Source organism: Pseudoalteromonas sp. Isolate3 (assembly GCF_022398505.1).
Classification (GTDB): Bacteria; Pseudomonadota; Gammaproteobacteria; order Enterobacterales; family Alteromonadaceae; genus Pseudoalteromonas; species Pseudoalteromonas apostichopi.
Genome location: NZ_JAKEVN010000015.1, coordinates 34,534 through 54,666, shown reverse-complemented (window position 1 = coordinate 54,666; position 20,133 = coordinate 34,534). Strand labels below are relative to the sequence as shown.

35 protein-coding genes and 1 pseudogene are annotated in these 20,133 nt (G+C 40.1%); 19 read left to right on the top strand and 17 right to left on the bottom strand.

Annotation, left to right across the window (positions count from 1 at the left end; translation table 11 throughout):
- Positions 1 to 149 precede the first annotated feature (149 nt).
- The 16 genes and pseudogenes from L1D46_RS05515 to L1D46_RS05440 form a co-directional block, all read right to left on the bottom strand.
- A complete protein-coding gene (locus L1D46_RS05515; RefSeq protein WP_239977032.1) occupies positions 150 to 1,166 on the bottom strand; it encodes a DNA adenine methylase in 1,017 nt (338 codons plus the stop codon).
- Positions 1,166 to 1,462, bottom strand: coding sequence for a hypothetical protein (locus tag L1D46_RS05510; protein ID WP_239977031.1), 297 nt, complete (start codon positions 1,460 to 1,462; stop codon positions 1,166 to 1,168). The genes L1D46_RS05515 and L1D46_RS05510 overlap by 1 nt, the downstream gene beginning before the upstream one ends.
- A gap of 8 nt (positions 1,463 to 1,470) precedes the next feature.
- Positions 1,471 to 1,671, bottom strand: a complete 201-nt coding sequence (locus L1D46_RS05505) for a helix-turn-helix domain-containing protein (RefSeq protein WP_239977030.1) — start codon at positions 1,669 to 1,671, stop codon at positions 1,471 to 1,473.
- Positions 1,668 to 1,958, bottom strand: coding sequence for a hypothetical protein (locus tag L1D46_RS05500; protein ID WP_239977029.1), 291 nt, complete (start codon positions 1,956 to 1,958; stop codon positions 1,668 to 1,670). The genes L1D46_RS05505 and L1D46_RS05500 overlap by 4 nt, the downstream gene beginning before the upstream one ends.
- A gap of 7 nt (positions 1,959 to 1,965) precedes the next feature.
- Positions 1,966 to 2,262: a hypothetical protein gene (locus L1D46_RS05495; protein WP_239977028.1), complete on the bottom strand. Its 297-nt coding sequence runs from the start codon at positions 2,260 to 2,262 to the stop codon at positions 1,966 to 1,968.
- A gap of 50 nt (positions 2,263 to 2,312) precedes the next feature.
- Positions 2,313 to 2,720 carry a zinc-finger-containing protein gene (locus tag L1D46_RS05490; protein WP_239977027.1) on the bottom strand — a complete coding sequence of 136 codons (408 nt, stop codon included), beginning with the start codon at positions 2,718 to 2,720 and terminating at the stop codon, positions 2,313 to 2,315.
- The gene (locus L1D46_RS05485; RefSeq protein WP_239977026.1) at positions 2,717 to 3,349 is read right to left on the bottom strand and encodes an MT-A70 family methyltransferase; all 633 of its coding nucleotides are present in this window, start codon (positions 3,347 to 3,349) and stop codon (positions 2,717 to 2,719) included. The genes L1D46_RS05490 and L1D46_RS05485 overlap by 4 nt, the downstream gene beginning before the upstream one ends.
- 10 nt (positions 3,350 to 3,359) lie before the next feature.
- Positions 3,360 to 4,004: a single-stranded DNA-binding protein gene (ssb, locus tag L1D46_RS05480; protein ID WP_239977025.1), complete on the bottom strand. Its 645-nt coding sequence runs from the start codon at positions 4,002 to 4,004 to the stop codon at positions 3,360 to 3,362.
- A 10-nt stretch (positions 4,005 to 4,014) separates the two neighbouring features.
- Positions 4,015 to 4,302, bottom strand: coding sequence for a DNA translocase FtsK (locus L1D46_RS20895; RefSeq protein WP_275668406.1), 288 nt, complete (start codon positions 4,300 to 4,302; stop codon positions 4,015 to 4,017).
- Positions 4,279 to 5,163: pseudogene (gene rdgC, locus L1D46_RS05470) on the bottom strand (recombination-associated protein RdgC); the annotation flags it as partial. The gene L1D46_RS20895 and the pseudogene rdgC, both read right to left, overlap by 24 nt.
- A 10-nt stretch (positions 5,164 to 5,173) precedes the next feature.
- Positions 5,174 to 5,584: a hypothetical protein gene (locus tag L1D46_RS05465; protein ID WP_239977023.1), complete on the bottom strand. Its 411-nt coding sequence runs from the start codon at positions 5,582 to 5,584 to the stop codon at positions 5,174 to 5,176.
- Between the two features lie 422 nt (positions 5,585 to 6,006).
- Positions 6,007 to 7,176 (bottom strand): DUF1351 domain-containing protein, encoded by a 1,170-nt coding sequence (locus L1D46_RS05460; protein WP_239977021.1) that lies wholly within the window; start codon positions 7,174 to 7,176, stop codon positions 6,007 to 6,009.
- Positions 7,177 to 8,097, bottom strand: coding sequence for a Rad52/Rad22 family DNA repair protein (locus L1D46_RS05455; RefSeq protein ID WP_239977019.1), 921 nt, complete (start codon positions 8,095 to 8,097; stop codon positions 7,177 to 7,179).
- Positions 8,098 to 8,101: 4 nt separating this feature from the next.
- Positions 8,102 to 8,374 carry a hypothetical protein gene (locus tag L1D46_RS05450; protein ID WP_239977017.1) on the bottom strand — a complete coding sequence of 91 codons (273 nt, stop codon included), beginning with the start codon at positions 8,372 to 8,374 and terminating at the stop codon, positions 8,102 to 8,104.
- Between the two features lie 136 nt (positions 8,375 to 8,510).
- Complete coding sequence (locus L1D46_RS05445) at positions 8,511 to 9,272, bottom strand: GIY-YIG nuclease family protein (protein WP_239977016.1); 762 nt, start codon at positions 9,270 to 9,272, stop codon at positions 8,511 to 8,513.
- Position 9,273: 1 nt separating this feature from the next.
- The gene (locus tag L1D46_RS05440; RefSeq protein ID WP_138557959.1) at positions 9,274 to 9,912 is read right to left on the bottom strand and encodes a S24 family peptidase; all 639 of its coding nucleotides are present in this window, start codon (positions 9,910 to 9,912) and stop codon (positions 9,274 to 9,276) included.
- A 79-nt stretch (positions 9,913 to 9,991) separates the two neighbouring features.
- Here L1D46_RS05440 and L1D46_RS05435 point away from each other — a divergent pair, with 79 nt between their 5' ends.
- Genes L1D46_RS05435 through L1D46_RS05425 form a run of 3 tightly spaced genes read left to right on the top strand, consistent with a single transcriptional unit; the run spans position 9,992 to position 10,947 of the window.
- Entirely contained in the window at positions 9,992 to 10,195 is a 204-nt protein-coding gene (locus L1D46_RS05435) for a Cro/CI family transcriptional regulator (protein WP_239977015.1), read from the top strand.
- Positions 10,196 to 10,207: 12 nt separating this feature from the next.
- Positions 10,208 to 10,735 (top strand): phage regulatory CII family protein, encoded by a 528-nt coding sequence (locus L1D46_RS05430; protein WP_239977014.1) that lies wholly within the window; start codon positions 10,208 to 10,210, stop codon positions 10,733 to 10,735.
- A gap of 2 nt (positions 10,736 to 10,737) precedes the next feature.
- Positions 10,738 to 10,947, top strand: coding sequence for a hypothetical protein (locus L1D46_RS05425; RefSeq protein ID WP_239977013.1), 210 nt, complete (start codon positions 10,738 to 10,740; stop codon positions 10,945 to 10,947).
- Here L1D46_RS05425 and L1D46_RS05420 read toward each other — a convergent pair.
- Positions 10,944 to 11,261, bottom strand: a complete 318-nt coding sequence (locus tag L1D46_RS05420; protein WP_239977012.1) for a hypothetical protein — start codon at positions 11,259 to 11,261, stop codon at positions 10,944 to 10,946. The genes L1D46_RS05425 and L1D46_RS05420 overlap by 4 nt on opposite strands.
- 494 nt (positions 11,262 to 11,755) lie before the next feature.
- Here L1D46_RS05420 and L1D46_RS05415 point away from each other — a divergent pair, with 494 nt between their 5' ends.
- The 16 genes from L1D46_RS05415 (at position 11,756) to L1D46_RS05345 (ending at position 20,133) form a co-directional block, all read left to right on the top strand.
- A complete protein-coding gene (locus L1D46_RS05415; RefSeq protein ID WP_239977011.1) occupies positions 11,756 to 11,965 on the top strand; it encodes a TraR/DksA C4-type zinc finger protein in 210 nt (69 codons plus the stop codon).
- A gap of 2 nt (positions 11,966 to 11,967) precedes the next feature.
- Complete coding sequence (locus L1D46_RS05410) at positions 11,968 to 12,192, top strand: hypothetical protein (RefSeq protein WP_217874308.1); 225 nt, start codon at positions 11,968 to 11,970, stop codon at positions 12,190 to 12,192.
- Positions 12,193 to 12,253: 61 nt separating this feature from the next.
- A complete protein-coding gene (locus L1D46_RS05405; protein ID WP_239977010.1) occupies positions 12,254 to 13,156 on the top strand; it encodes a replication protein in 903 nt (300 codons plus the stop codon).
- The gene (locus tag L1D46_RS05400) at positions 13,153 to 13,719 is read left to right on the top strand and encodes a hypothetical protein (RefSeq protein ID WP_239977008.1); all 567 of its coding nucleotides are present in this window, start codon (positions 13,153 to 13,155) and stop codon (positions 13,717 to 13,719) included. The genes L1D46_RS05405 and L1D46_RS05400 overlap by 4 nt, the downstream gene beginning before the upstream one ends.
- Before the next feature lie 3 nt (positions 13,720 to 13,722).
- Positions 13,723 to 14,148: a hypothetical protein gene (locus L1D46_RS05395; RefSeq protein WP_239977006.1), complete on the top strand. Its 426-nt coding sequence runs from the start codon at positions 13,723 to 13,725 to the stop codon at positions 14,146 to 14,148.
- Positions 14,149 to 14,157: 9 nt separating this feature from the next.
- A complete protein-coding gene (locus L1D46_RS05390) occupies positions 14,158 to 14,460 on the top strand; it encodes a hypothetical protein (RefSeq protein WP_239977004.1) in 303 nt (100 codons plus the stop codon).
- The gene (locus L1D46_RS05385) at positions 14,461 to 14,910 is read left to right on the top strand and encodes a recombination protein NinB (protein ID WP_217874303.1); all 450 of its coding nucleotides are present in this window, start codon (positions 14,461 to 14,463) and stop codon (positions 14,908 to 14,910) included.
- Positions 14,897 to 15,205 (top strand): DUF1364 domain-containing protein, encoded by a 309-nt coding sequence (locus L1D46_RS05380; RefSeq protein ID WP_138557950.1) that lies wholly within the window; start codon positions 14,897 to 14,899, stop codon positions 15,203 to 15,205. The genes L1D46_RS05385 and L1D46_RS05380 overlap by 14 nt, the downstream gene beginning before the upstream one ends.
- Complete coding sequence (locus tag L1D46_RS05375) at positions 15,199 to 15,636, top strand: hypothetical protein (RefSeq protein ID WP_239977002.1); 438 nt, start codon at positions 15,199 to 15,201, stop codon at positions 15,634 to 15,636. The genes L1D46_RS05380 and L1D46_RS05375 overlap by 7 nt, the downstream gene beginning before the upstream one ends.
- A gap of 5 nt (positions 15,637 to 15,641) precedes the next feature.
- Entirely contained in the window at positions 15,642 to 16,202 is a 561-nt protein-coding gene (locus L1D46_RS05370; RefSeq protein WP_239977001.1) for a hypothetical protein, read from the top strand.
- A gap of 152 nt (positions 16,203 to 16,354) precedes the next feature.
- Positions 16,355 to 17,107: a hypothetical protein gene (locus L1D46_RS05365; protein WP_239977000.1), complete on the top strand. Its 753-nt coding sequence runs from the start codon at positions 16,355 to 16,357 to the stop codon at positions 17,105 to 17,107.
- 283 nt (positions 17,108 to 17,390) lie between these two features.
- Positions 17,391 to 17,525: a hypothetical protein gene (locus L1D46_RS20890; protein WP_275668405.1), complete on the top strand. Its 135-nt coding sequence runs from the start codon at positions 17,391 to 17,393 to the stop codon at positions 17,523 to 17,525.
- A gap of 303 nt (positions 17,526 to 17,828) precedes the next feature.
- Positions 17,829 to 18,014 (top strand): hypothetical protein, encoded by a 186-nt coding sequence (locus L1D46_RS05360; protein WP_239976999.1) that lies wholly within the window; start codon positions 17,829 to 17,831, stop codon positions 18,012 to 18,014.
- 55 nt (positions 18,015 to 18,069) lie between these two features.
- Positions 18,070 to 18,861: a hypothetical protein gene (locus tag L1D46_RS05355; protein ID WP_239976998.1), complete on the top strand. Its 792-nt coding sequence runs from the start codon at positions 18,070 to 18,072 to the stop codon at positions 18,859 to 18,861.
- Positions 18,862 to 18,880: 19 nt separating this feature from the next.
- The gene (locus L1D46_RS05350; RefSeq protein ID WP_239976997.1) at positions 18,881 to 19,255 is read left to right on the top strand and encodes a S24 family peptidase; all 375 of its coding nucleotides are present in this window, start codon (positions 18,881 to 18,883) and stop codon (positions 19,253 to 19,255) included.
- Between the two features lie 2 nt (positions 19,256 to 19,257).
- Positions 19,258 to 20,133: a hypothetical protein gene (locus L1D46_RS05345; protein WP_239976996.1), complete on the top strand. Its 876-nt coding sequence runs from the start codon at positions 19,258 to 19,260 to the stop codon at positions 20,131 to 20,133.

Sequence of the window (20,133 nt, the reverse complement as noted above, 5' to 3'; positions counted from 1 at the left end):
TATAAGCCTTGCTCTCCATGAGAGCAAAACGGAGAGTAAATCTATATGAAGTAAATCTATTTGTAAATATTTTTTTCATGTTGTGGGTTGTTTAGTTAATTGATAAATATTCCTTATAAAATCTTTGTCATTTTTAGCGCAGTTGTTGGCTATTTAAAACAGTGTGAATATCTTCTTGATATTTGTTCTCGTGATACGCCTGTTATATCAGCTACAGCTTTTTTCGTTACCGTTTCACCAGAATCCATTAATTTTTCGATAGCGGCTCTAATTGCGTTCTCCGTTTTTTCAGCTCTAACGTGATGCGTGATATATGCAGCGCGTGACGTGTGATGCATGCCGACATAGCCTTTTTTAAGGTTTTCAACACATGCGGGGTTTAGCCAAATACATTCCGTCCGCAATCCAGTTCCGCTACCAGCACTAATACGAGCCTGTTTATTTTCCAATCTCCATCCACTAAGTAGGTCGTTATAAAGATCACTAGGATAGCCGCTCAAAATAACTGATCCATCAAGCTTTTTAAGTTCGTTCAATAGAGCTTCATGATCACTGGTTGTCATTTCGTGACGGTATACACCGCCACTACTATTTATCTTACGTGTGTCAAAGAGGTAAGGCGGATCTACATAATGCAAAGTGCCTGGTGCGTCATGTTTAACCATACAATCTACAGCTGGTCGGTTTTCAATATTCACTCCCTGCAATCGTTCATGAACAAAACGCAGGACTGGTGGGTATTTTTGCCAACAGTGTGATGAAGTCGCGTATTTTCTTGATGCCTCACATCTAAATCCTGTCGGATGGCCAGAAGCGGCACCGCTACCAAATCCCATAGCAGATCTTACGATTGTTCGTCTTGCTCTTTCGATGGGTTCGGATGTGAACTCGTAAGCTAATTTGAATTCATCGCGGCTATAAGGTGTCAAATGGCAAAGCTGTATTAACTCTTCTGCATCCGATTTATTTCTTAGCACTTGAAATAAGTTAAAAATATCTTGGTCAAGGTCGTTGTATACCTCGCCATGACAGCGCTTCTTTCTTAGAAGAACAGAAGCAGCACCACCAAACGGCTCCACGTAAGTAGTATGTTCTGGGAAAAAGCCATAAAGCCATTTTGACAGTCGGTATTTGCCACCATGATAGCGTAACAGTGGGGTGTGCATTATATTTCCATTCCCTCTATGGCTTCACGTAATAAGCGAAGCGACTCGTCGCCATCCTCGGGGTTTAATGATCTAGTTGAATCAATAAAGCCAATGGTTTGTTTTATAGTACTTTCGAGCTCTTCAATTCTCTTTGATGCTGCAAATGCGAGATCACATATTTCAATCTCGCAAGAACCCTCACGTCCTTGTTCATCTTCACCAATGATTTCCATGGAGCCACTTTCATACTGCTCTGGTTCAGCAAGAGCTAACTCGGAAAGAAACCACGCTAGGTTTTTTTTACTGTATTTCATCTTCTCACCTATGCGCTTTGTTTTAATGAGTCGTCTAAATCAGCGTAATGCTGATCTATCACGGTTTTTAACCAGCGATGTGGCCTACCTTCAATGGTAGGCTTCATAAAGTCACCTTTAGCAACCTGCTTTCTTAAGTAGTCTTCTGTTACACCTTCCATAGCGGCAACTTCTTTTGTTGTGTAAAATTTGCTTGATGGTAAGCTCATAAATCACCTCTCTCATAAGTTTTTAGGCGCTGACTTTCTTTGCCGGCTATTTCAATGTGCCGTTTTAATAGCTTTCGGTTGGCCTTTCCAATACTGCTATCTGTTAAATCAAGACCCTCAAAAACCTTAGTCTTGTTGTGTTCTTCTTCGGCTATTTGGTTTCGCTCAAAATCGCGCATTTCAATCACTTCATCAAAGTGCTCTGCGCAAGCAAAGGCACCGCGATATTCGTATGCTTCATTTGCCTTTAGCTTAGCCTTGCATTTTTGGCATGTGTAATTACTCACAAATCACCTATGCTGTTTTCTTTTCTTCAATTGGATTGGCAGCTAAATAACAGTCACTTTTCATGTGGCCTGCAGCCATTTTTAAACGCTCTGCAAAATCTTCATCGTTATCAGGGAACTCTAAGTCGTAAAAAGTCCGTCCATTTACTGTGTTGTAATAGAACCGCATTTTAGGTGTGTCCATTACATCGTTTTGGTATATCGATAAATATAGGGCCGGTTGCTGTGGTTCTGTTGGTAGTACCATCATCATTTGTTGAAATAAATGAGTCAGATACTGTTTGCAACTTGGTCGTTTTTTCATTGTGTTTACCTTCTAGCTTAGTGACCGCAAACCAGTTATGCGCTCTACGTTTAACTTGTGGTTTCATTTGTTAGCTCTATAAGTTTTGCTTTACTTAGCTCAACAACTTTCCGGCATTCCGAAACATCAAACATACCAATGTGGCAGTCCGGTCCTGCCTTATTCATTTGAGTACCCAGCCATTTGTAAGCCTCTTGGCGTTTCATTAGTTTATGGCGCCATAGTTGATCAAAGGCTCTATGAGCTGCGCTTTTCGCTTGGCGCAGTTCTTTATTTGCAAGCCTGCCTAGAGGTTTTTCTGATGTGCCGTGGCAGCCAACATAAGCGCCGCCAGGCTGACAGTTGCAGCTATAAAAAGTCATTTGATAAAGATCTTTACGATGAGGGTAAATTTCTTTACCTGTCACTTTTTTTGAAAAGTCACCGCAGTAATCACAAATAGGTGTTAATCCGTTCATGCCGCTTTCGCCTTCATATTTAATTTGCCCACTTCATTGCCCCAAACAGACCAGCCTTTAACACGCTTACGAGAAAACAACTCGATACGAGGCACGTCTCCTGCAAGCTCTACGCATGCCTCTCTAAACTCATTTGGCTTTTCGCTATGCTGCCCAACCTTAAAAGCACCGCTAAATATTGTGTGCTTCAAAACTTCATCTAAGCTTTCAGGATCGTAGTGACCCACGGCTCTAACTGAATGGCTTGCAACTTTTGGCTTACCTTTAATTGCGATAATGGCTGACTCGCTTCCACCGCGAGTCCAAAAGCCCATACCAAAAAATGGTATGTTATTTACAGTGAGCTTGTTCCATACGAAGCCATTCATATTTTTAAGTGTGAAACCCCATGCTTTCACAACGTCTAGGGCTTCTTGTGGCATTGCGCCGACATACCACAGAACCAATATGCAATCGTCGGCTGCAATGTCATCTATAGGCATTGCTTTTATTTCATCTACAGTCATAGTCGACTTGTATTGATGCTTAGCACCGCTTGTCATGCTTCCACCTGTCTTTTTATTGCTGAATGACCAAGCGGGATCAGCGTATATAAGGTTGAATTTATTGCCTTTAAATTGTTCAAACATGGGGCCTTCCTTACATACACATCAATAGAGCAGGGTACTGCAAGCCGATGGGCGCGAATGGGATATCATCATCAAAATCTATAGGTGGCTCCATAGGGTTTTGAGGTCCGCCGTACTGCTGTGATTGTTGCGGTTTAGGGGCATACCCACCTTGCGAATTGTTATTACGAGTATTGCTTTGACGTTGATTGTTCTGTTGTCCGCCTTGATGGTGACTTCTTTGTTGCTGTCCACCTTGATATCCGCCTTGTTGATGACCGCCCTGATAACCACCACCTTGATAGCCAGTTCCTTGATGTTGATCGTTACTACGGCCACCAAGCATCTGCATCTGTCCGCCCATATCGACAACGATTTCTGTTGTGTATTTTTCTTGGCCTGATTGGTCGGTCCATTTGCGAGTTTGTAAACGTCCTTCAATGTAAACCTGTGAACCTTTACGTAAGTATTCACCGGCCACTTCAGCAAGTTTCCCGAACAATATAACGCGATGCCATTCTGTGCGCTCTTGCAATTGACCTGTATTTTTATCCTTCCAGCTATCAGTTGTAGCCACACTGATATTTGCCACACCATTGCCATTAGGCATGTAACGTACTTCAGGATCTTGGCCTAAGTTGCCAACTAAGATTACTTTATTAACTCCGCGAGCCATGGTTTACTCCTTACTTAATTATTACTTCTCGAGCGCCGTTATGACCAGGCGCGGTGATGATGCCGTTTGCTTCAAGCTGTTCAACTAATCGAGCAGCTCGGTTATAGCCAATTCGAAATTTACGCTGAATGCGTGAGACGGATGCGTGTTTTGATTTTTGAACAAACTCTACTGCTTCGGCATAGAATTCATCATTGCCATTGTTGTCTTGAAATTTTGAGAGCAATGATTCGTTAGTATCGTCTTGATCTTCAGGGAACCCATTGACAAGACCACCATGTGTAAGCTCGGTCACCATTTCGACCAATTCACTTGCAATTAAAATGAAGTCTGCATCTAACTTAAGTGGCATATCTTCAGCAGGAATATCAGCGTTTTCTTCTTTCAGTGTGTCTGAATAGCCAACTTGTTTGATGGCACCATCATTTTGGAAGTTAAACTTGATACGGTCTTTCCAGTTAAGTGCTAGTTTTGTGACTCGTTTACCCAAATCTAAATGAGCTTTAATTTCGTCACCTTGTAAGTCATGACCTTTCAGTTTGACAATTGCACCACTATCGTCTGCCTCTTGCATTTCGGCATCTGCGCCAATTGAGAAGTTGGCAGGGGTAGAAAAGTTAGTTAACCAATCAGTAAGAAAGACATCCAAATCAAATTCGCCAAATGCTGGAACGATTGGCAGGGTGCCAAGTGACTTACGCAATAGGGCGGTGAGCTCTTCAGCCTTTCCAAAGCTTGCGCTGTTAACCACTAATAAACCGCTGTCCATATCAATGAATGCGTATTGTAGGCTTGATTTAGTAAACGCTTGAGGTAGCAGCGTGTGCAAAGTGTTTTCTTTTAGTTCGTCACGTTCTTTCTTCTTAACTGTGCGATTTTCCTCAAGTTCAATTTGCTCAATTTTTTCGGCAACTATTTCATTAATCACAGCCGCTGGAAGGACTTTTTCTTCACGTTTAGCGCACACTAGGATTTTGCGATTTGAAAAGTGGCATAGTGCTTCACCATGCTTCCCAAAAGCTTTAGTCCAACCTAAAGTTGACAACTCTTGTTCACCACAATGACGAAACATATCTTGCTCAAGTGCTTCGTTGAATTGTTCATTATTGAACTCAATTTCTTGCTTGAATTTATAAATTATTAAATTTGAAAAAAGCATAAAATTACCTTTAAAAAAATTCTTCATTGATGAGCTCTTGAGTGAAATTTTGTTCAAGAGGCACCCACTCAAAAATTGGTTTTTTAGTACGCTTGGAGTATTGAAAAGCACCTTTTTTATCTGCTTTATGTACTCGTCTCATACCTTTTAAAGCTCGTATATCGCCCGTTTTATTTGCTAGCTCTATAAAGTCATCAACTAGGCTTGGACTTGATAATTCGCCACTGACAGCAGTAGGTTTTGACTTTAAGAACAATTCTTCTGTCACCACCTCAACCATTTGTTTGTGCTGTGCTGAATTTTTTGGCGCAAGTTCACCACGCATAGCATTTACCTTCTTTTCAGCAGCGGCTTTACATTTCTTTTTACTTACACCAAAGACACAAAACATTCTGGACCTACTTGGTTGTGAGCCAGACAACGGTGGCAACTAAAATCACAATTGCCCCAATGACAGCAGTTAATTTAATAAATTCTTTGCGTTTTCGAGCCTTACAAGCGCGTGTTGAGTTGCCACGGATTGCCATGTAATCGTCCATCATAACTATGCCGCTCTATCTGAGTGAGTTACTGATTTAATGCCACCTAGAGCCTCAATTAGGCTGTGCATCTTTCTGCACGTTTTAAACGCTTCAGTTCTATTTCGAGTAAATTTCCCACCAGGTAAAACCCAACCTTCCACGTTTTCTTTTTTTGCGCTTACTACTATGGCTGACCCAAAAATGATGTTGTTACAGCGCAAGTGCTGAGTCATACGGTGTTGAGCTATTCTTGTTACTGATGACATAGTTTCTCCCCTTAAATGGCGCGCCCGAAGGCGCTACATTTGTTTAAAGTTAGGAATTAAGCCGCAAGTGCTTTGTTTAATTCAGCTTCTAAGAATGCGATGTGACTTTCGGCTACTTCTAGCTGATCACAAACGCGGTCTAACTCTTCGTTCTCTGCTCGGTCCATTGCACTCGGCCATAATTCCAGAGGGATATAGCCATCAGTAGTAGATGCAGCTTCAAAAACGTCTGACTTGATTGTCCCGCCTAGAAGCGGTGCATCTTGAGATTGAAGTTGATTATCTTCTTGCTGTTCAAATTGAGCCTGCTGAACGCTATGCACATCTTGGCTGGTAACTTGATCTTCAACTGGCTGAGCAACTGAGTTAACAGATTCAAGTTGTTTGGCCTGTGTAAGCATCATTCGCAATTGCTGAATTACTTGTGCTTGAAGCTGGATAACTTCATCTAGGCGTGGACCAAAGTCACTTTCAGTAGGTGTGTAGTTTTCTAACTGAGTAATACGGTCTTGGATCACTTGGCTAGACTTGCCAAAGAAATCCATAGGGCTGTTACGCAATTTATTAATGCGGTTTTCAACTGTGCGCTCTTTTTCTATTTGCTCTTCTTTGGCGCGTAACTCAGCACGTTCAGCTTCAACTTTTTCGTTAGCTTTCGCTGTTTGATACATTTCATTAAGAGCTTCGATCACTTCTTTTTTAGCGTCGATAGCTTCATGAATAATGTCTTTGTGGAATGAATCAGTTTCGATGAGATCCACAGACTCCAGTGCATCAGCAATATACTGAGAGTCTTTGCCTTTGCATTGCTGAATAAAGCCTTTGAACTCAGCAATCTCTAAGCGTTGTTTATCTAGCATCGCTTCGTGTTCTGCTTTAATACGTGCAGCTTCTTCTTTACGGCGTTTATCTTCTGCTTCAAACGCTGTAATGATTGGGTTGTAAATCACATCAATTTTATTGATTAAGTCATCACCGTGATCTTTAAGGTCACTAGTGAAGCTGATTCGACGATCATTGATTGCTTTAGCAAGTTTGTTACGCTCAGTGCGAATTTTACGAGCTTCTTTGAAATCATCGTCATCTTGCATATCAAGTTTGAAAGTCTTCGGGTATTTCTTACGAAGTTCTGCCAGACCTTGCTTTGTAAGGTCTTCTTGAAATACGACTTCTACTAGGCTTGTTGCAGTGCTTTGCTTTGCTGTAGTCATGGTGCTATGCTCCATTTAGTTTCTTAGGTTGATTAGTGCTTGTTGATGCGCTTCGTTTACCTGGCTAACAAAATTGGTTGCGTCAATTTTGTTAGCTCTACAATGGCCCTTAACCTCTTGAAGCAGTTTCTTATGGTTAAGGTTTAAAATTGATTCGTTCTCAGCGCTTGTGATCAGGTCGCTGATTTTCGTGTTAATCCAATTCAAAAACTTTTTGTTTTTATTTATTGCTTCGTCTTGGTTTTGCTTTTCAAGCTCAGCTTTTTTGCGGTCTTTGATTGCTATCGCTTTGTCACGAATATCGATTCTGTTTACAGCTTCAGCGTACTTGTATGCTTTGTTGTAAGCTTCGCGCATTGATTCCATTAACTCTGCAGACTCAATCGCCTCTAAGTACTTATCGAATTTAGCTTTTGGTAAGGCCCAATCAGGTAGTTGAGGAGGAAACCATTGCGCTTCCATTTTTGGGCCGTTTTTCTGTTGCTTATTAAGTGGAATGCGTATGTATTCACCATCACACTCGAAACGGTTATTAACTGGTAAGCAAGTTGCAAACTCTGATTCAAGAGAGTAGAGGTAACGGCCAATACCAAATTGAACGGCTGTTCGCTTCATAGCACCCGATAAAGCACCTTTAAGGGGCTCTATATTCGTGTACTCTGCGCCATCCCACTTAGTTACCCATTTATCACCAATGCGAACTTTTAACCCGCAAAGGTAGCCTTTACCGTTAGATGCTTCTTGATAGACATTTTCCCAGCCATCCAGACCTAGAACGTCATCTAATCGTTGTTGGATTGCGCGGTTAGTGATGTATGGAATAACCATTACCCAAGGCTTTTGCTTGTTAGATACACCGCTTTGTTGAACACGCCATTCAATGTCATGTTCTTCAAAAGGATCTGCCAATAGGTCTTTTATTTTTGTAACGTCCATGGTCTTAGCTCACTAAATCAAGAGGGCAGTTAAGTTGATTAAGCTCGTCGATTACCGCATTGATTTTTTGTGCTGAATCTTTCGCATTTAGCAAGATGGTCTCTAAGTCAACAGTCTCGTTTGACTCGTCTTTTATGAAGATTGAAACCACATCATTAGCAGGTGAAATATTCACGCAAGCCGTGTGCTTAGCTAGTGCGAAAGTAAGCGATGCTGAAATTAGACGATGTAGTGCTAGTTCAACTGACTCTTTATGTTGTTTAGTGTTGCTATCCATGTTGATACCTTAAATTTAAACTTTCTAAAATTTACATTTAAAAGTTAAGGTATCTAAAATTGTTTGTCAAATTAAAATTTAAACTTTCTAAAATTAGGGTTTGTCGTTTGATATTTTGTGATGTTTTAGTTGGGTATTAAGGTTGGTTTAAATTGTTCTTAAGGGTTTGAATTTTCTGGTTTGCTTTATCTTTTGTAAGTGCTATTTGGGCATCAATGGTGCTATTTAATTCAACTTCCTCAAGTTTGATTGATGTCAAGCGATTAGTTACTAAGCTATTATAATCATTGCTTTTTTTGATTTTATTTATTTGGTGGTTAGATGTGGTTAGTGAACCTAGAAGCCAAATAATAAAAAATGCAAAACCTTCATTTTCAAACGCGTCACATATTAGAATTGATGGTAAGAACCAACCTGCGAAATGGCCATAAGTAACGCCTCCAGTAAGTTTTTTTGCATTTAAGTAAATATTTTCCTTCTTATCTTTCAGTTTCTCAATTAAGTATTTTCTCTCAACTTCTATAACTGAAATTTCAGCCCGACAATTTTTTTCAACAGCCCTTTTAGCTTTGTAAAAATTGGCCCATTCTGATTTGGATATTTCACTCTTTGTCGATGCTGGTTTTGCGTGTGCTTCTATAGCAGAAACAGCCTCAGATGGTCGGCATTTAAAAAATTCGCGTCCTCGACTAACTCTACAATGCTTTAGAGTTTTGTGGGCTTTTCCTTCAATTAATCTTGGGTTTTCAAATAAACCAGCATAATAAATAGTGAAGGGAGTGGGGATGCCTGTTTGATAGAGTTGTCCAGCTCTGCTTTTAGGTGAGTGTTTTGTATAGCCAACCTTAACAAGGCCCGGCATGGATTTATTTTCCAAGACATAAACCCAGCCAGCCATTTTACAATTCTTGGATTACTTGTTTTGCAACTGCAATGATCGTGCAATTGCCATTTATGGGAATTGTAGGGAAAGAGTTGTTAAAAGGCCTTAAATATTTCCTTCCTGCATCAATAACCAACTCTTTTACAGTTGCCTCGGAAGAGTCATCTAGTCTTGCTATTACAACTTTTCCACTAATAGCTTCAATATCAGGATCTGCAACCACAATGGAGCCTGCTGGTATAGATCTACCCGTGCTAGATGTCATACTGTCCCCAACTACACGAACCGCAAATGCGTTGGGGCCTACTTTAGCAGTCGTTCTGTATCTCGGAACTGATTCTGATACAAAGTTAATATCTTCCATTTCCTTCCATGCACCTGCTTGTACCCAAGAAATCAAAGGGACAGAGCCAGTAATGTCTGGACCTGGTTCAACATTTGAAGCGAAGCCAGTGCCTTGTAATAACTCAGTTATATCAACTTTTAATGCTTTCGCTAAAGGTTGTATTTGTGCACCTTTCGGTGAAGTTATCTCAGATTCCCATTGCGATATAGAGCCATGAGAAACGCCCACGTATTTAGCTAGCTCTTTTTGAGTATAGCCATTTAGTTTTCTTAGGCGCTTAATGCGCTGATTTAAGTTTTCTTTATTCATAACTAAATCATAAGCTCACTTGACTTTAGTTTCCTTTAGATCAACAATTTTAGAAAGCTATAATTATTGAGGTTGAACAATGCTCCGAAAAGATGTGATAGAGCACTTCGGTTCTGCAACTGAGGTGGTTAAAAGGTTAACTAATTTATCTCATGGCGCGGTAAGTCAGTGGGAAGAAGTTATCCCAATGGGCCGTGCCTATGAAATTCAATCCATAACAAATGGAAAGTTAAAGGTTGATTTAAGTTTGTATAACCGAAAGCAACCTGATACCGCAGCATAAGGAATAATATAAATGCTTTTATCTAAAAAAAGTACGTGTGCTCATGCACCAGCCGCACGATGCCCAATGGCAGCAGCTGAAAGTTATAAGAATGACTACAACATTGCTGAACTAGCTAGGCAGATGGGTATGAATCCAACAGTTCTTAGAAGCAAGTTGGATGATGGTTGTGATACTCACATTCTTGGGTATCGACAAATTATTGCAATGTCAGACCTAACACAAGACTACCGTTCACTAGAAGCCTGGGCATTTAGCGTAGGCAAAACTGTTGTTGATTTGCCTGATGTTGGTTTATCAGATGAAGAACTAGCAGACCAAATACTTCAGTTACAAGCCGCATGCGGTGACTTTGCTAAAGCTGTTCACACTTCACGTTCTGATGGCGTTATTACCGAATCAAATTTCGATGTTATTCAAAAGCGAGCACAAGAAGCTATTACAGCTATTTTGCATGTGACAGCTGAGCTCGAGCAAATGGTTCGTCCTGATCCAAATGAACCGGCTTCAGTGAAAGCTGCATCATTGAAGGTGGCTTAGTTGTGGGTAGTAATAAAACACAAAGACAGAAAGTGGCTGAAGGCTACGAAGCATACTCAAAAAGCGTTGAACGTTTAGGCAAACAAATCAGTGAAGAAGCGATTGAGCTAGGCCTTCATGATTCAGCAATGGTGGGGTTTGTTGCTGATGTTGTTAGGGGTATCGATGGCCTACCTGAAAGCCAGGTAGGCCGGCTAATAAGTAAGGCTTAACAGCCAACTTTGCCTTGGTCATAAACAGAAGAAGATTTTTTAAACTCTTTTTCAAAATCGACTTTAAGAAGTTCTAGGCCTTTTGATGTTAAGTAGTAATTCGCGTTATCTGCGTGATCGCCATCAAACATCAAGTAGTTATTTGCTACTAAGTAATAAAGGGTTGCCCTTAACAAAGGTATATCCGTCTTTACGTCGAAGTCTGTTGCCTCATAACGTTGAAGGTGGATCTTTTGTGGTAATGGGAATTGCTCTGCGAGGTCATTTAAAAGTGGTTTAGCAATTCTATTAAAAGAAGAAATATCGAAGTTCATTTTTAGTCCTTTTGTGTGGCTGGTTTTTGTAATTCGCACTTGCATGCTAGCAGACAAAAGGGCGCTTTAAAATTGGCAGTTTGTGATGTGTTAACTGTGAAAGGTTGGCAATGGTGAGGGTGCCTAGCCACCGTTAGTGGGTGGCTAGGACTTTCTTATAAGAGCCCTGCAGTGTATAGCGCTAAAACCATCGATGCTAATGCATAGATAATTTTAGAGATATCTACAGTGATCTTAACAGAGACTTGAAACTTCATGAGAAATCTCACTCCATCACAAGTCGCCGAGCGCTCAGCGACCAATGAAAATTTGGCCGACGAGTTCCGAGCCTTGCAAACTCGGAGGCAAGGGAGGGGAGTCTATTAGTCCCTAATCACGTCTAGGGCAACGGTCTGTGCAAGCCAATAGACTAACTCTCCCTGTCGCTACCGCCTATAGCGAACATACAGAATGTGTGTTTTTTAAAACTTATTCAAGTAGTTAATGGAGTCGTAATGGATGCAGCTGATATTGCTCAAATTGAAATAGAGCGAGAACAAGAAAGACAGTTAGCGAACTTAAAACAAGAAGATATTCAAGAGTCATTAGATTGTATTGAGTGCGGTACTGATATTCCTGAAGAGCGTAGAAAGGCAGTTAAAACGAATTTGTGTATTGGATGCGCTGAACTTCAAGAAATACAAAGACGCCAGTTTAGGCGTTGAGTATGAGCTTTATAGTTCGTCACTCTATAAGCATTGGGGTGCTGCTGATGGTGATAAGTACTCTCGCCAGTAAACATGAAACAATTTCTGATTTATTAGCCATGTTAGCTGTGATGGCTTTTGTAATTAACTTAATTGGTTGCGTGGTTATTGGAAGAAGAAAACTGAATAAAGCAAAAGAATTTAAGGCGCGAGCTACAGCAAAGGCTGATGTAACTCGCAGATAAAACAAAACCCGCATCAGCTTTGGTCGGCAGGATAGCGGGTTCAGTAATAACAGGAGTAAGTATGGCTAATTTAGCAGAGATTTACAAGTTCCCATGTAGCCAGGAGCAAACAAAACAGGCCGAGGTCGTTACTGTGGCAAGTTTAGAAAAAGGCTTTACGCGCCTAGCAAATGCATTGCTGGATGCTGCGATTAGTCATGATATGACGAAGCGTCAATACAAGGTGTTTCTAGCAGTCATACGTAAGACGTATGGCTTTCAGAAGAAGTGTGACCGTATTAGTGGCTCTCAGTTATCTGAGATAACCAATATGCCAAGAGCACGCTGTAGTGAAGTATTGAATGAATTGATTGAAATGAAGCTGATTATCCGTACAGGCGGAACTCAAGGCGAGCTAGAAATCAATAAAAAAACGAGTGAATGGACAGAGCATAAACCTAAGAAGTGTTACCAAAACAGTACTAGCAAAAAACCAAAACAGTACAGTACTGAAACAGTAACACTTACTAGTACTGAAACGGTAACACATGCTAGTACTGAAACAGTACACACAAAAGAAAGTCTTAAAGACAACTCTAAAGATAAAGAATTAACTAAAGTTAATTCTTGCTCAGAGCAAGGCTCTGAACCAGCCGTTGCATGGATACCGACCAACAAAAAAGATGAACGCTACGAAATAACTCAAACTCAAATTGATGAATGGTCTGAAACCTATCCGGCAGTTGATGTTTTACAACAGCTACGAGAAATGTATTCGTGGAGTAACGCAAACCCCACTCGTCGTAAAACACAGCGAGGTATGCCGCGATTTATTGTTAGTTGGTTATCGAGAGAGCAGGACCGGCCATCAGCACCAAGTCATTTTAGCCAACGCAAATCTAACAACGTTGGTGACCAACTAGCTGCAATGCAAGCAGCGGTGGCACACATGCCAGCACTTCATGATGACGAGGTGATCGGATGAACAATCAAGTATCGACACTCAATCAATCGCAACGTTGTCCTGATCAAGCGCTTGCAAGCCTGATCGGTGGTGAGATATTGCCAGCGCTAAGAGCTTACTACCCAGCAAGTGATTTTAATTGGCGTGGAAACTTAGAGCAGACAGCAGTTGAATATGCGAATCAACTCTTTGGGATGAAGTTCTTAGTGAAGGAAATTAGAGCTGCGCTCAATTTGGCTAGAACTCGATCTGTTTCAGAACGTCACGCGCCAAACCCCATTGAATTTAAAATTTTATGTTTGCATGCCCGCGGTATGCCAACACTTGCGCAATGTATGGCTGAGATAAACGACCAACGAGTTAAAAACTACGGCAAAGACAAAGAATGGTCTGAGCCTTTAGTTTACTGGCTTAACCAAAGTATTGCTGCAGCAAGAGCAAATCTTACTGATAGCGCTTGGCAGAAAATGGCTAAAGAGAAATACACAAACCTTGCAGAGCTATATGGCAAAGGAGAACTGAGCCCTATACCGCTAAAGCTTGAGTACTCAGCACCACCGGCTTACTTGAAGTACGTGGGGTGAGCCATGAAGTCTTACGAACAAGACCAAAAGCAATTCATCCGTGCACTAAAAGAGATTTTAGGTGATGGGTATTGGTTTGCAGTCGTTGAAGCGCGTAAGACCAAGGAAGAGGTGCTTGAAGGAATAAATGAACCAAGCGCAAGAGAGTTAAATGCAGCTACTGCAGCAGGTAATAGGGTAATGGCCAGAGCAGCAAAACTTGCTGGTGTTCAAAGTGTCCCTCAGTACATCAAGGACCAGAAAGAAGCATTTAAGCAGGAAAAGATTAAACGTGAAGAGTCTCGCCGTCAGCATCGTAAGGCAGCAAACCAGATGAGTAATGTAAAAGCTCATCCGGGTAACTTTACATCAAATAAGGTTCCATTAAATCAGGGCTACTCGCTCAACGCTGAAATGGAAAAAACATTTAAACAAGCAAGAACTGCATAGAGGTTAATCATGGCACAAGTAAAGAAAAGCACATTACAGCAACTATCACCCACTGGGGAACTTATTAGTGATGGGTTTCTATCAGCTGCCAAAGGACATGCAGCAAAAGCTATCCAAGAGGGAAGCCAGGCAAATATGAACAAAGCAATTGAGCTACTGGTTAAGTCAACAACAGTGATCACTGAGCGATATAACTTGCCCCGTGATTTACGTGACTCAATGCTAGCGGCAACGGCAGAAGTATTGAAACTGGCACACAAAGAGGAAGTAGCCAAACAAGAAACTGCAAAAGAACCAGAGAAGGCAGCGTAAATGGCAAAGAAAGTTTTAACGGCTACTAATGCCCAGTATTACTTGCCTCAAATAGGGCAAGCAGTAAGAGATATGCTGCGCTTTGGTAAAGACGTTGTGATTGAATTCAAAGAATTCAAGGCAAAGCGTTCTTTAGCTCAAAACCGACTTATGTGGGTGTGGAATCAGGAAATAGCAGAACACTTGCGAGAGCATTTTGGGCAAGAAAACAGCTCAGAAGATGTTCACGAAGTATTTGTGCGCAAAAAGTTTGGTGTGCGCGTTATCCAAGCAGGCAATGAAGAGCCAATTATTGTCAGAAAGCGCACTCGAAAGCTGAATACCAAAGAGTTTACTGAATACCTTAATTGGCTAGAGCAATACTGCGCAGAGTACTTAGAGTTAATGCTAACTAGGCCTGACGATTTATACATGCTTGCTCTATATGGGGAAACAAATGTCGCTCATTAGTAAGAAAATTCGAAATAGCGCCAGAGGTCAACAATGCCAAGTGCGCATACCGGGTGTGTGCAATGGCAATAGTGAAACAGTGGTACTTGCGCATGTAGGGAAAGGCTCAGGTATGGGCCAGAAGTGCGATGACATACATGCAACGTATGCGTGTTCGGCATGCCACGATGTTATTGATAACAGAACTCGAGTAGGTGATCCGCGTATCAATCGTTTGTATGCATATGAAGGGATGATCAGAACGCAATCAATTCTATTAGAGCAAGGTTTAATCGAGGTACCAAGCGCATGCTAACAATTGGAATAGATCCCGACTTTGTTAAAAGTGGTATTGCTGTAATTCAAGGGAAAACTATTTTACACCTTGAGTCACTTAGCTTTGTTGACCTGTTTGAATACATCGCTGCAGCAGGACCAAAAGATTCAATCACAATCAAAGTAGAAAACCCTGAAGCAATAAAGCCGTTATTTGGTGAGAAAGTTAAGAACAAGCGCTCAGTGCGCGAAAAAATTTGCCAAGACGTAGGTGCATGCAAAGCGACAGGTCGGCTAATTTGTGAAGTTCTTGAAAGCCAAGGTTACAAAGTCACTAAAGTAAGACCTCTTAAAGGGCCATATAAGCGACAAGCGAAAAAAGACGGCAATTACTTCAATAAAATCACAGGGTGGCAAGGCCGAACAAACGAAGACAAACGTGACGCAGCAATGATTGCGCTTTGGGGGTAAATAGAATGCAGCCGATTAAACTACTAGCAAAACTAACAACTAAAACACTTAATCTAACTGGTACGTTTGGCGGCAGCGGTCAAGACGTCATAGATTGGAGAACGGCAGCGCATGCACTTGCAGGCTTACCGCCTTGCCAAACAAGCTGGGCTTACTTTCGATATGTAGGCGAAGAGCAAAGACTTAAACGCGTAGTACGCTCTTTAACAATGCATGCAACGCTTTTTATCAAAATACGAAAGTACAAGATAAAGCCAGAAACATTAGACGGCCTAGTAATGTCGGCAATATATGAGCACGTACAGCCGGTATGTCATGAATGCGATGGCAGCGGTTTAGCATCAGGGGAGAAAGCGACAAACCCAAACCCTGAAATTTGCATTCATTGCCATGGTAGAGGGCGCAAGCCAATATCAAAGAGAAGTCGTTGCCAAATCATCGGTATCAATCACAAAAGCTACAGCTGTGCACATGACGAAGTAACCAAAGAGCTTTTAAGACTAATAAGCGAGTGGGAGCGGGATATATTTAAAAATATTCGTGGAAAAATGTGTGAAGTTGCCTAGTATTAACTCATATAGTTTACAAGTAGAGAAATTTGTGGGATGTTTATTATATTGTAAGCATCCTTAAAAATTAGACTAAGGAAAGTATTAAGCGTATAATCTTCGACCGCCTTTGGTATAGAAGGTTACTCTTCAACGCACTAAGGAATTCAATGACTCAACAATCTTTACCAGAATCTAAAGCTAACACCTTGTTAGAGCAGATATTTCATCATTTGAAGTTTAATAACGAAATTGACACATTCTCTAAACTTCGTTTTCTGAAAGAGGTTGATGATATTAATGATTTTGAGCCTAAATTAGTAATAAAAGGCATGTTATTTCATGCGTTAGGCGATTTTGATGAAGGTGAAAGTTATTTTAGCAGGGCCTTAAACATGTTTGGCCCAACTCCGTTTGTAGTAATCAATCACATCGGTGTTTTAACTTCACTGGGCCGTTATAGATTAATTAAAGCTCATTTTGCTGAGTATCGTCAGTCAACATCGGCAACAGTTTTAGTTGAGGCTCTGGAAGAGGCATGCAAATACAGTCAGTTGGATGTAATTATTTCTATTCTTGATACCTTGGAACCTATGGAGGTTGGCTTGGAAGAATTTAGAGTTCAGATAGAAGCTGCAAAGTCTAAGAAAGAGTTGTTATCTAACATCTATGCTAGTTATGATTTAGAACAGTCGGTTGTAGACGAGCATGTGGATGCGGCTCTACAAGTTCTTGAAGCAAAGAATACAAAGTTTAAATCATGCGGAATGAACCTTTATGATTCAGAAGGTTTAGATATATATTTTCAAGTAGAAGCTACCACTTCAGAGCTACTTGCACTTAATGAAGATCTAATGGATGTTGCCATACAAGAAGATATAATGCATTCTTGTGTGACAACTCGATTTAGGCCTTTTAACTAATTACATTGGAGGTAATATGGCAGTCTGTTCCTCGGATTTTTATTCACAAGCGGAAAGCACTTTAGCGAATTCTATAGGTGAGATTTCATCAAGGTGTAGCGTTAAAAACTCTTATTATGCAGCTTTCCATAAAGTCAATGAAACACTAACTTGTGAGCCAGCTAAATACTGTGGCACGGGCGTCCATCAAAGTTTTATTGAGTATTTAACCAATGAGGCTTTTAGGCATGAGCCGAACATCGAAAAGAATAAACTCAGGAGGCTCGCTGTAATGCTAAAACAAATGAGGAACTCAAGAGCTCAAGCTGATTACATTTTAGATGATACCGTATCTGAAGGTGATGCAACTTTACAGTTGGCAATGTCAAAAAGACTCTTTGCATTGTGTGATGAAATCGAAGCTGGCAAGGTTGCATAGAACGCTTACTCCACCCAACGATTATCAAAAGTGATGCATTGAAGTCATTAAACGCACCTATCTACACAAAACATCACTCCAACCACTTTAAGTTCTGACCTGTAAATTCAGGTATAACAAATTAGTTTAAATATATCCCGACGGATTAAATTTAGTGCGCAATGTGCGCAGCTACAACTTGTTGATTAATAATTATAAGCGCAAAGTCTATCTGTAATTTTTGAACAAATGCGTGATTAAATGCGCTTAAAGTCAACCTAATATGCAAAGGGTTTGGAGAATGCATGGAATAAGGAGATACAGATGCAACAAAAGCTCACCAACATAAAAGTACAGCCAGTTGGATTTGGCGATTACTGCAATTTCACATTAGCTCTAGATATCGACAATGAACATTTAGAGGCTTATTTCAATAAGAATGATACGAAAGCTACTGTCGCTTATAAGCTTCGTTCATTGGCAGAAAAATTGGAGAAGCGCATTGAATAGTAGGTCAGAAATAAATGTTAAGCCGAACATAGAGCTTTTAGATAGAGTTTTTTAAATGTGTGAACTATTAGAGAAAGCCATTCTAACAGTTAAAAAAGTTTGGAGAGCTATCATTGATAAATTAGTGAAGAAAAGTGTAATTGCTGTACTTTCTGTAACTGTAGTTCACTTAGTTATAGCGGCTGTAATATGTAATTGGGTTTATGATCACTACGTTATAACCGGTAACATTGGTTCAGTAAGTGATATTCTGATAGCTAGTTTCACAGGGTTGATTTCTTTGGCAACAACTTTGCTGTTAGTTTTAGCTTGGATGACAAAGGAATCTTGGTTAGAGCAAATAAAAAAACAGCGAGAACTAAATTTTTTAGATAACTTTATCGAGTATTACTATGAATGCTGGTTTCATGCTGACTGTAAATACGATTTAGATATCTATGATGAGTTAGTGTCACAAAAGGCTGGTGATTTGAAGTCTGATCTTAGCAGTCACGCAAACCGGTTTATGTCGAAGTATCTTGATATTAGTTGCAAAGTTGATAGTTTTTCAATTAAAGAGGTAAGGCATATCAAAAAATGTTATGAGCTAAACTATCGTGAATCGCAACGTAAATACTCTAAACACCTCGAAAAAATGAATACGTTAAGGCTTGAGCTGATGAAGCATGGCCCAGTATTGTCACTTGATTTTAAGACATTAATGGTTGATATAGGAAATGTTTCAAAAGACTTAAATCCTGATACAGTAATTGAGTCCTATGCTGAAAAGCTTGGAGTAGAGAATTTCAAACCAATGAACTTAGGTCCTTTTCCGAAAGCTATAGATAAAAACAAAAAACAAGATTAATTTAAATTTTATTTAAACCATGATGGAAAGTAACTTTAACAAAGCCAACAACTTTAAAGATTTACCAAATGGAGTAGCAGGCTTAATCGAAAAGAACAAAGATGCAACCTTTTATGGCATTGCTAGCGGCCGCTCGATGGAAGGTGTTGGGATTTTTGACGGTGACCTGCTAATAATTGACCGCAGCGTTGATGTTAAGCAAGGCGATGTTATTGTTGCTGCCTATAATGGTGTGTTCGTTTGTAAGGTTGCTGATCTTAAGAATAACCTTCTTTTATCCGCAAGTGATGATTACCCACCCGTAAAAGTTACCAAGCATGATGAGTATCTTTTTGAAGGGGTTGTCATTAGTTCTGTGCGAATGCATAGAGGAAGTGTTAAGGACACGTTTTAATTATGAGTGATAAAATGACAAAGCCTAAGAATAAGCAGTTTTTTTCAATTGATGAGAGCGTAGGACTGCATAAAAACTACTCATTTAGACTTGCTATACTTCTACCTGTAGCTATAAGCGTAATCCTTATCATAATATTCACAGTTCAATTAGCGCTTAAAGGGCAGTTTTGGTTTTCTTTTTCTCAGCCTGGTGTAACCGCATTTGTAAAATATTTTACCTTTCCAATATCTTTACTGTCATTAAGCATAGTCTTTGGGGTTATGGTTGCCAGATTTCACTCATCAAAGCAAAAAGCTAAGAGTAATGAGATAACAGAAAGAAATAATTCAGTTAATTACTTTTATAAGACTCACGAGGAATTTGAGAAGTTTTGCATGAAGTTAATTTCATCAACAGATAATGGTTTTAAAGGTATTAAGGCAAATATTTGTTATGAGGCGATGTTTGATTCAAGTTCACCTAAAGCACCATCGCTCTTTGTAGGTGACAACTTTTTTCGCTCTATCGAAAGTTACTATAGTGTTTACATTGATAATTTGGTTAATTATCTAGGCAGTGACGATTTCAAATTAGCAATTAGCGGCACTAAATTGAACAGTATGGGCCCTAAGCATAATTTTAGTAAAGGTTTAAAAGCTAAGCTTGAAAGGCTAGGGTTAGAGTTTGATTGGATAGGCTACACTACTGATTTAAATATTGAAAAAGACCTTAAAGAGTTTTACGAATCTATATTTGAGCTTTTTTCCTTCCCTGGCTTGGAAAACAAATTAAAATCAAGAGAGAAGCTAAACGACATTCACAAAGAGAGGATTTTATTTCTTAAGGCTCACCCGAAGTACATTGAGTTTATAGGCTTGCAAACCCCCCAATCCTGA

Excerpts from the sequence above, each read along its gene's own strand:
- L1D46_RS05515 (WP_239977032.1), bottom strand. The coding sequence starts at position 1,166 with ATGCACACCCCACTGTTACGCTATCATGGTGGCAAATACCGACTGTCA.
- L1D46_RS05510 (WP_239977031.1), bottom strand. The coding sequence starts at position 1,462 with ATGAAATACAGTAAAAAAAACCTAGCGTGGTTTCTTTCCGAGTTAGCT.
- L1D46_RS05505 (WP_239977030.1), bottom strand. The coding sequence starts at position 1,671 with ATGAGCTTACCATCAAGCAAATTTTACACAACAAAAGAAGTTGCCGCT.
- L1D46_RS05495 (WP_239977028.1), bottom strand. The coding sequence starts at position 2,262 with ATGAAAAAACGACCAAGTTGCAAACAGTATCTGACTCATTTATTTCAA.
- L1D46_RS05490 (WP_239977027.1), bottom strand. The coding sequence starts at position 2,720 with ATGAACGGATTAACACCTATTTGTGATTACTGCGGTGACTTTTCAAAA.
- L1D46_RS05485 (WP_239977026.1), bottom strand. The coding sequence starts at position 3,349 with ATGTTTGAACAATTTAAAGGCAATAAATTCAACCTTATATACGCTGAT.
- ssb (WP_239977025.1), bottom strand. The coding sequence starts at position 4,004 with ATGGCTCGCGGAGTTAATAAAGTAATCTTAGTTGGCAACTTAGGCCAA.
- L1D46_RS20895 (WP_275668406.1), bottom strand. The coding sequence starts at position 4,302 with ATGGTGACCGAGCTTACACATGGTGGTCTTGTCAATGGGTTCCCTGAA.
- L1D46_RS05460 (WP_239977021.1), bottom strand. The coding sequence starts at position 7,176 with ATGGAGCATAGCACCATGACTACAGCAAAGCAAAGCACTGCAACAAGC.
- L1D46_RS05455 (WP_239977019.1), bottom strand. The coding sequence starts at position 8,097 with ATGGACGTTACAAAAATAAAAGACCTATTGGCAGATCCTTTTGAAGAA.
- L1D46_RS05450 (WP_239977017.1), bottom strand. The coding sequence starts at position 8,374 with ATGGATAGCAACACTAAACAACATAAAGAGTCAGTTGAACTAGCACTA.
- L1D46_RS05445 (WP_239977016.1), bottom strand. The coding sequence starts at position 9,272 with ATGGCTGGCTGGGTTTATGTCTTGGAAAATAAATCCATGCCGGGCCTT.
- L1D46_RS05440 (WP_138557959.1), bottom strand. The coding sequence starts at position 9,912 with ATGAATAAAGAAAACTTAAATCAGCGCATTAAGCGCCTAAGAAAACTA.
- L1D46_RS05435 (WP_239977015.1), top strand. The coding sequence starts at position 9,992 with ATGCTCCGAAAAGATGTGATAGAGCACTTCGGTTCTGCAACTGAGGTG.
- L1D46_RS05430 (WP_239977014.1), top strand. The coding sequence starts at position 10,208 with ATGCTTTTATCTAAAAAAAGTACGTGTGCTCATGCACCAGCCGCACGA.
- L1D46_RS05420 (WP_239977012.1), bottom strand. The coding sequence starts at position 11,261 with ATGAACTTCGATATTTCTTCTTTTAATAGAATTGCTAAACCACTTTTA.
- L1D46_RS05415 (WP_239977011.1), top strand. The coding sequence starts at position 11,756 with ATGGATGCAGCTGATATTGCTCAAATTGAAATAGAGCGAGAACAAGAA.
- L1D46_RS05410 (WP_217874308.1), top strand. The coding sequence starts at position 11,968 with ATGAGCTTTATAGTTCGTCACTCTATAAGCATTGGGGTGCTGCTGATG.
- L1D46_RS05405 (WP_239977010.1), top strand. The coding sequence starts at position 12,254 with ATGGCTAATTTAGCAGAGATTTACAAGTTCCCATGTAGCCAGGAGCAA.
- L1D46_RS05400 (WP_239977008.1), top strand. The coding sequence starts at position 13,153 with ATGAACAATCAAGTATCGACACTCAATCAATCGCAACGTTGTCCTGAT.
- L1D46_RS05395 (WP_239977006.1), top strand. The coding sequence starts at position 13,723 with ATGAAGTCTTACGAACAAGACCAAAAGCAATTCATCCGTGCACTAAAA.
- L1D46_RS05390 (WP_239977004.1), top strand. The coding sequence starts at position 14,158 with ATGGCACAAGTAAAGAAAAGCACATTACAGCAACTATCACCCACTGGG.
- L1D46_RS05385 (WP_217874303.1), top strand. The coding sequence starts at position 14,461 with ATGGCAAAGAAAGTTTTAACGGCTACTAATGCCCAGTATTACTTGCCT.
- L1D46_RS05380 (WP_138557950.1), top strand. The coding sequence starts at position 14,897 with ATGTCGCTCATTAGTAAGAAAATTCGAAATAGCGCCAGAGGTCAACAA.
- L1D46_RS05375 (WP_239977002.1), top strand. The coding sequence starts at position 15,199 with ATGCTAACAATTGGAATAGATCCCGACTTTGTTAAAAGTGGTATTGCT.
- L1D46_RS05370 (WP_239977001.1), top strand. The coding sequence starts at position 15,642 with ATGCAGCCGATTAAACTACTAGCAAAACTAACAACTAAAACACTTAAT.
- L1D46_RS05365 (WP_239977000.1), top strand. The coding sequence starts at position 16,355 with ATGACTCAACAATCTTTACCAGAATCTAAAGCTAACACCTTGTTAGAG.
- L1D46_RS20890 (WP_275668405.1), top strand. The coding sequence starts at position 17,391 with ATGAGGAACTCAAGAGCTCAAGCTGATTACATTTTAGATGATACCGTA.
- L1D46_RS05360 (WP_239976999.1), top strand. The coding sequence starts at position 17,829 with ATGCAACAAAAGCTCACCAACATAAAAGTACAGCCAGTTGGATTTGGC.
- L1D46_RS05355 (WP_239976998.1), top strand. The coding sequence starts at position 18,070 with ATGTGTGAACTATTAGAGAAAGCCATTCTAACAGTTAAAAAAGTTTGG.
- L1D46_RS05350 (WP_239976997.1), top strand. The coding sequence starts at position 18,881 with ATGATGGAAAGTAACTTTAACAAAGCCAACAACTTTAAAGATTTACCA.
- L1D46_RS05345 (WP_239976996.1), top strand. The coding sequence starts at position 19,258 with ATGAGTGATAAAATGACAAAGCCTAAGAATAAGCAGTTTTTTTCAATT.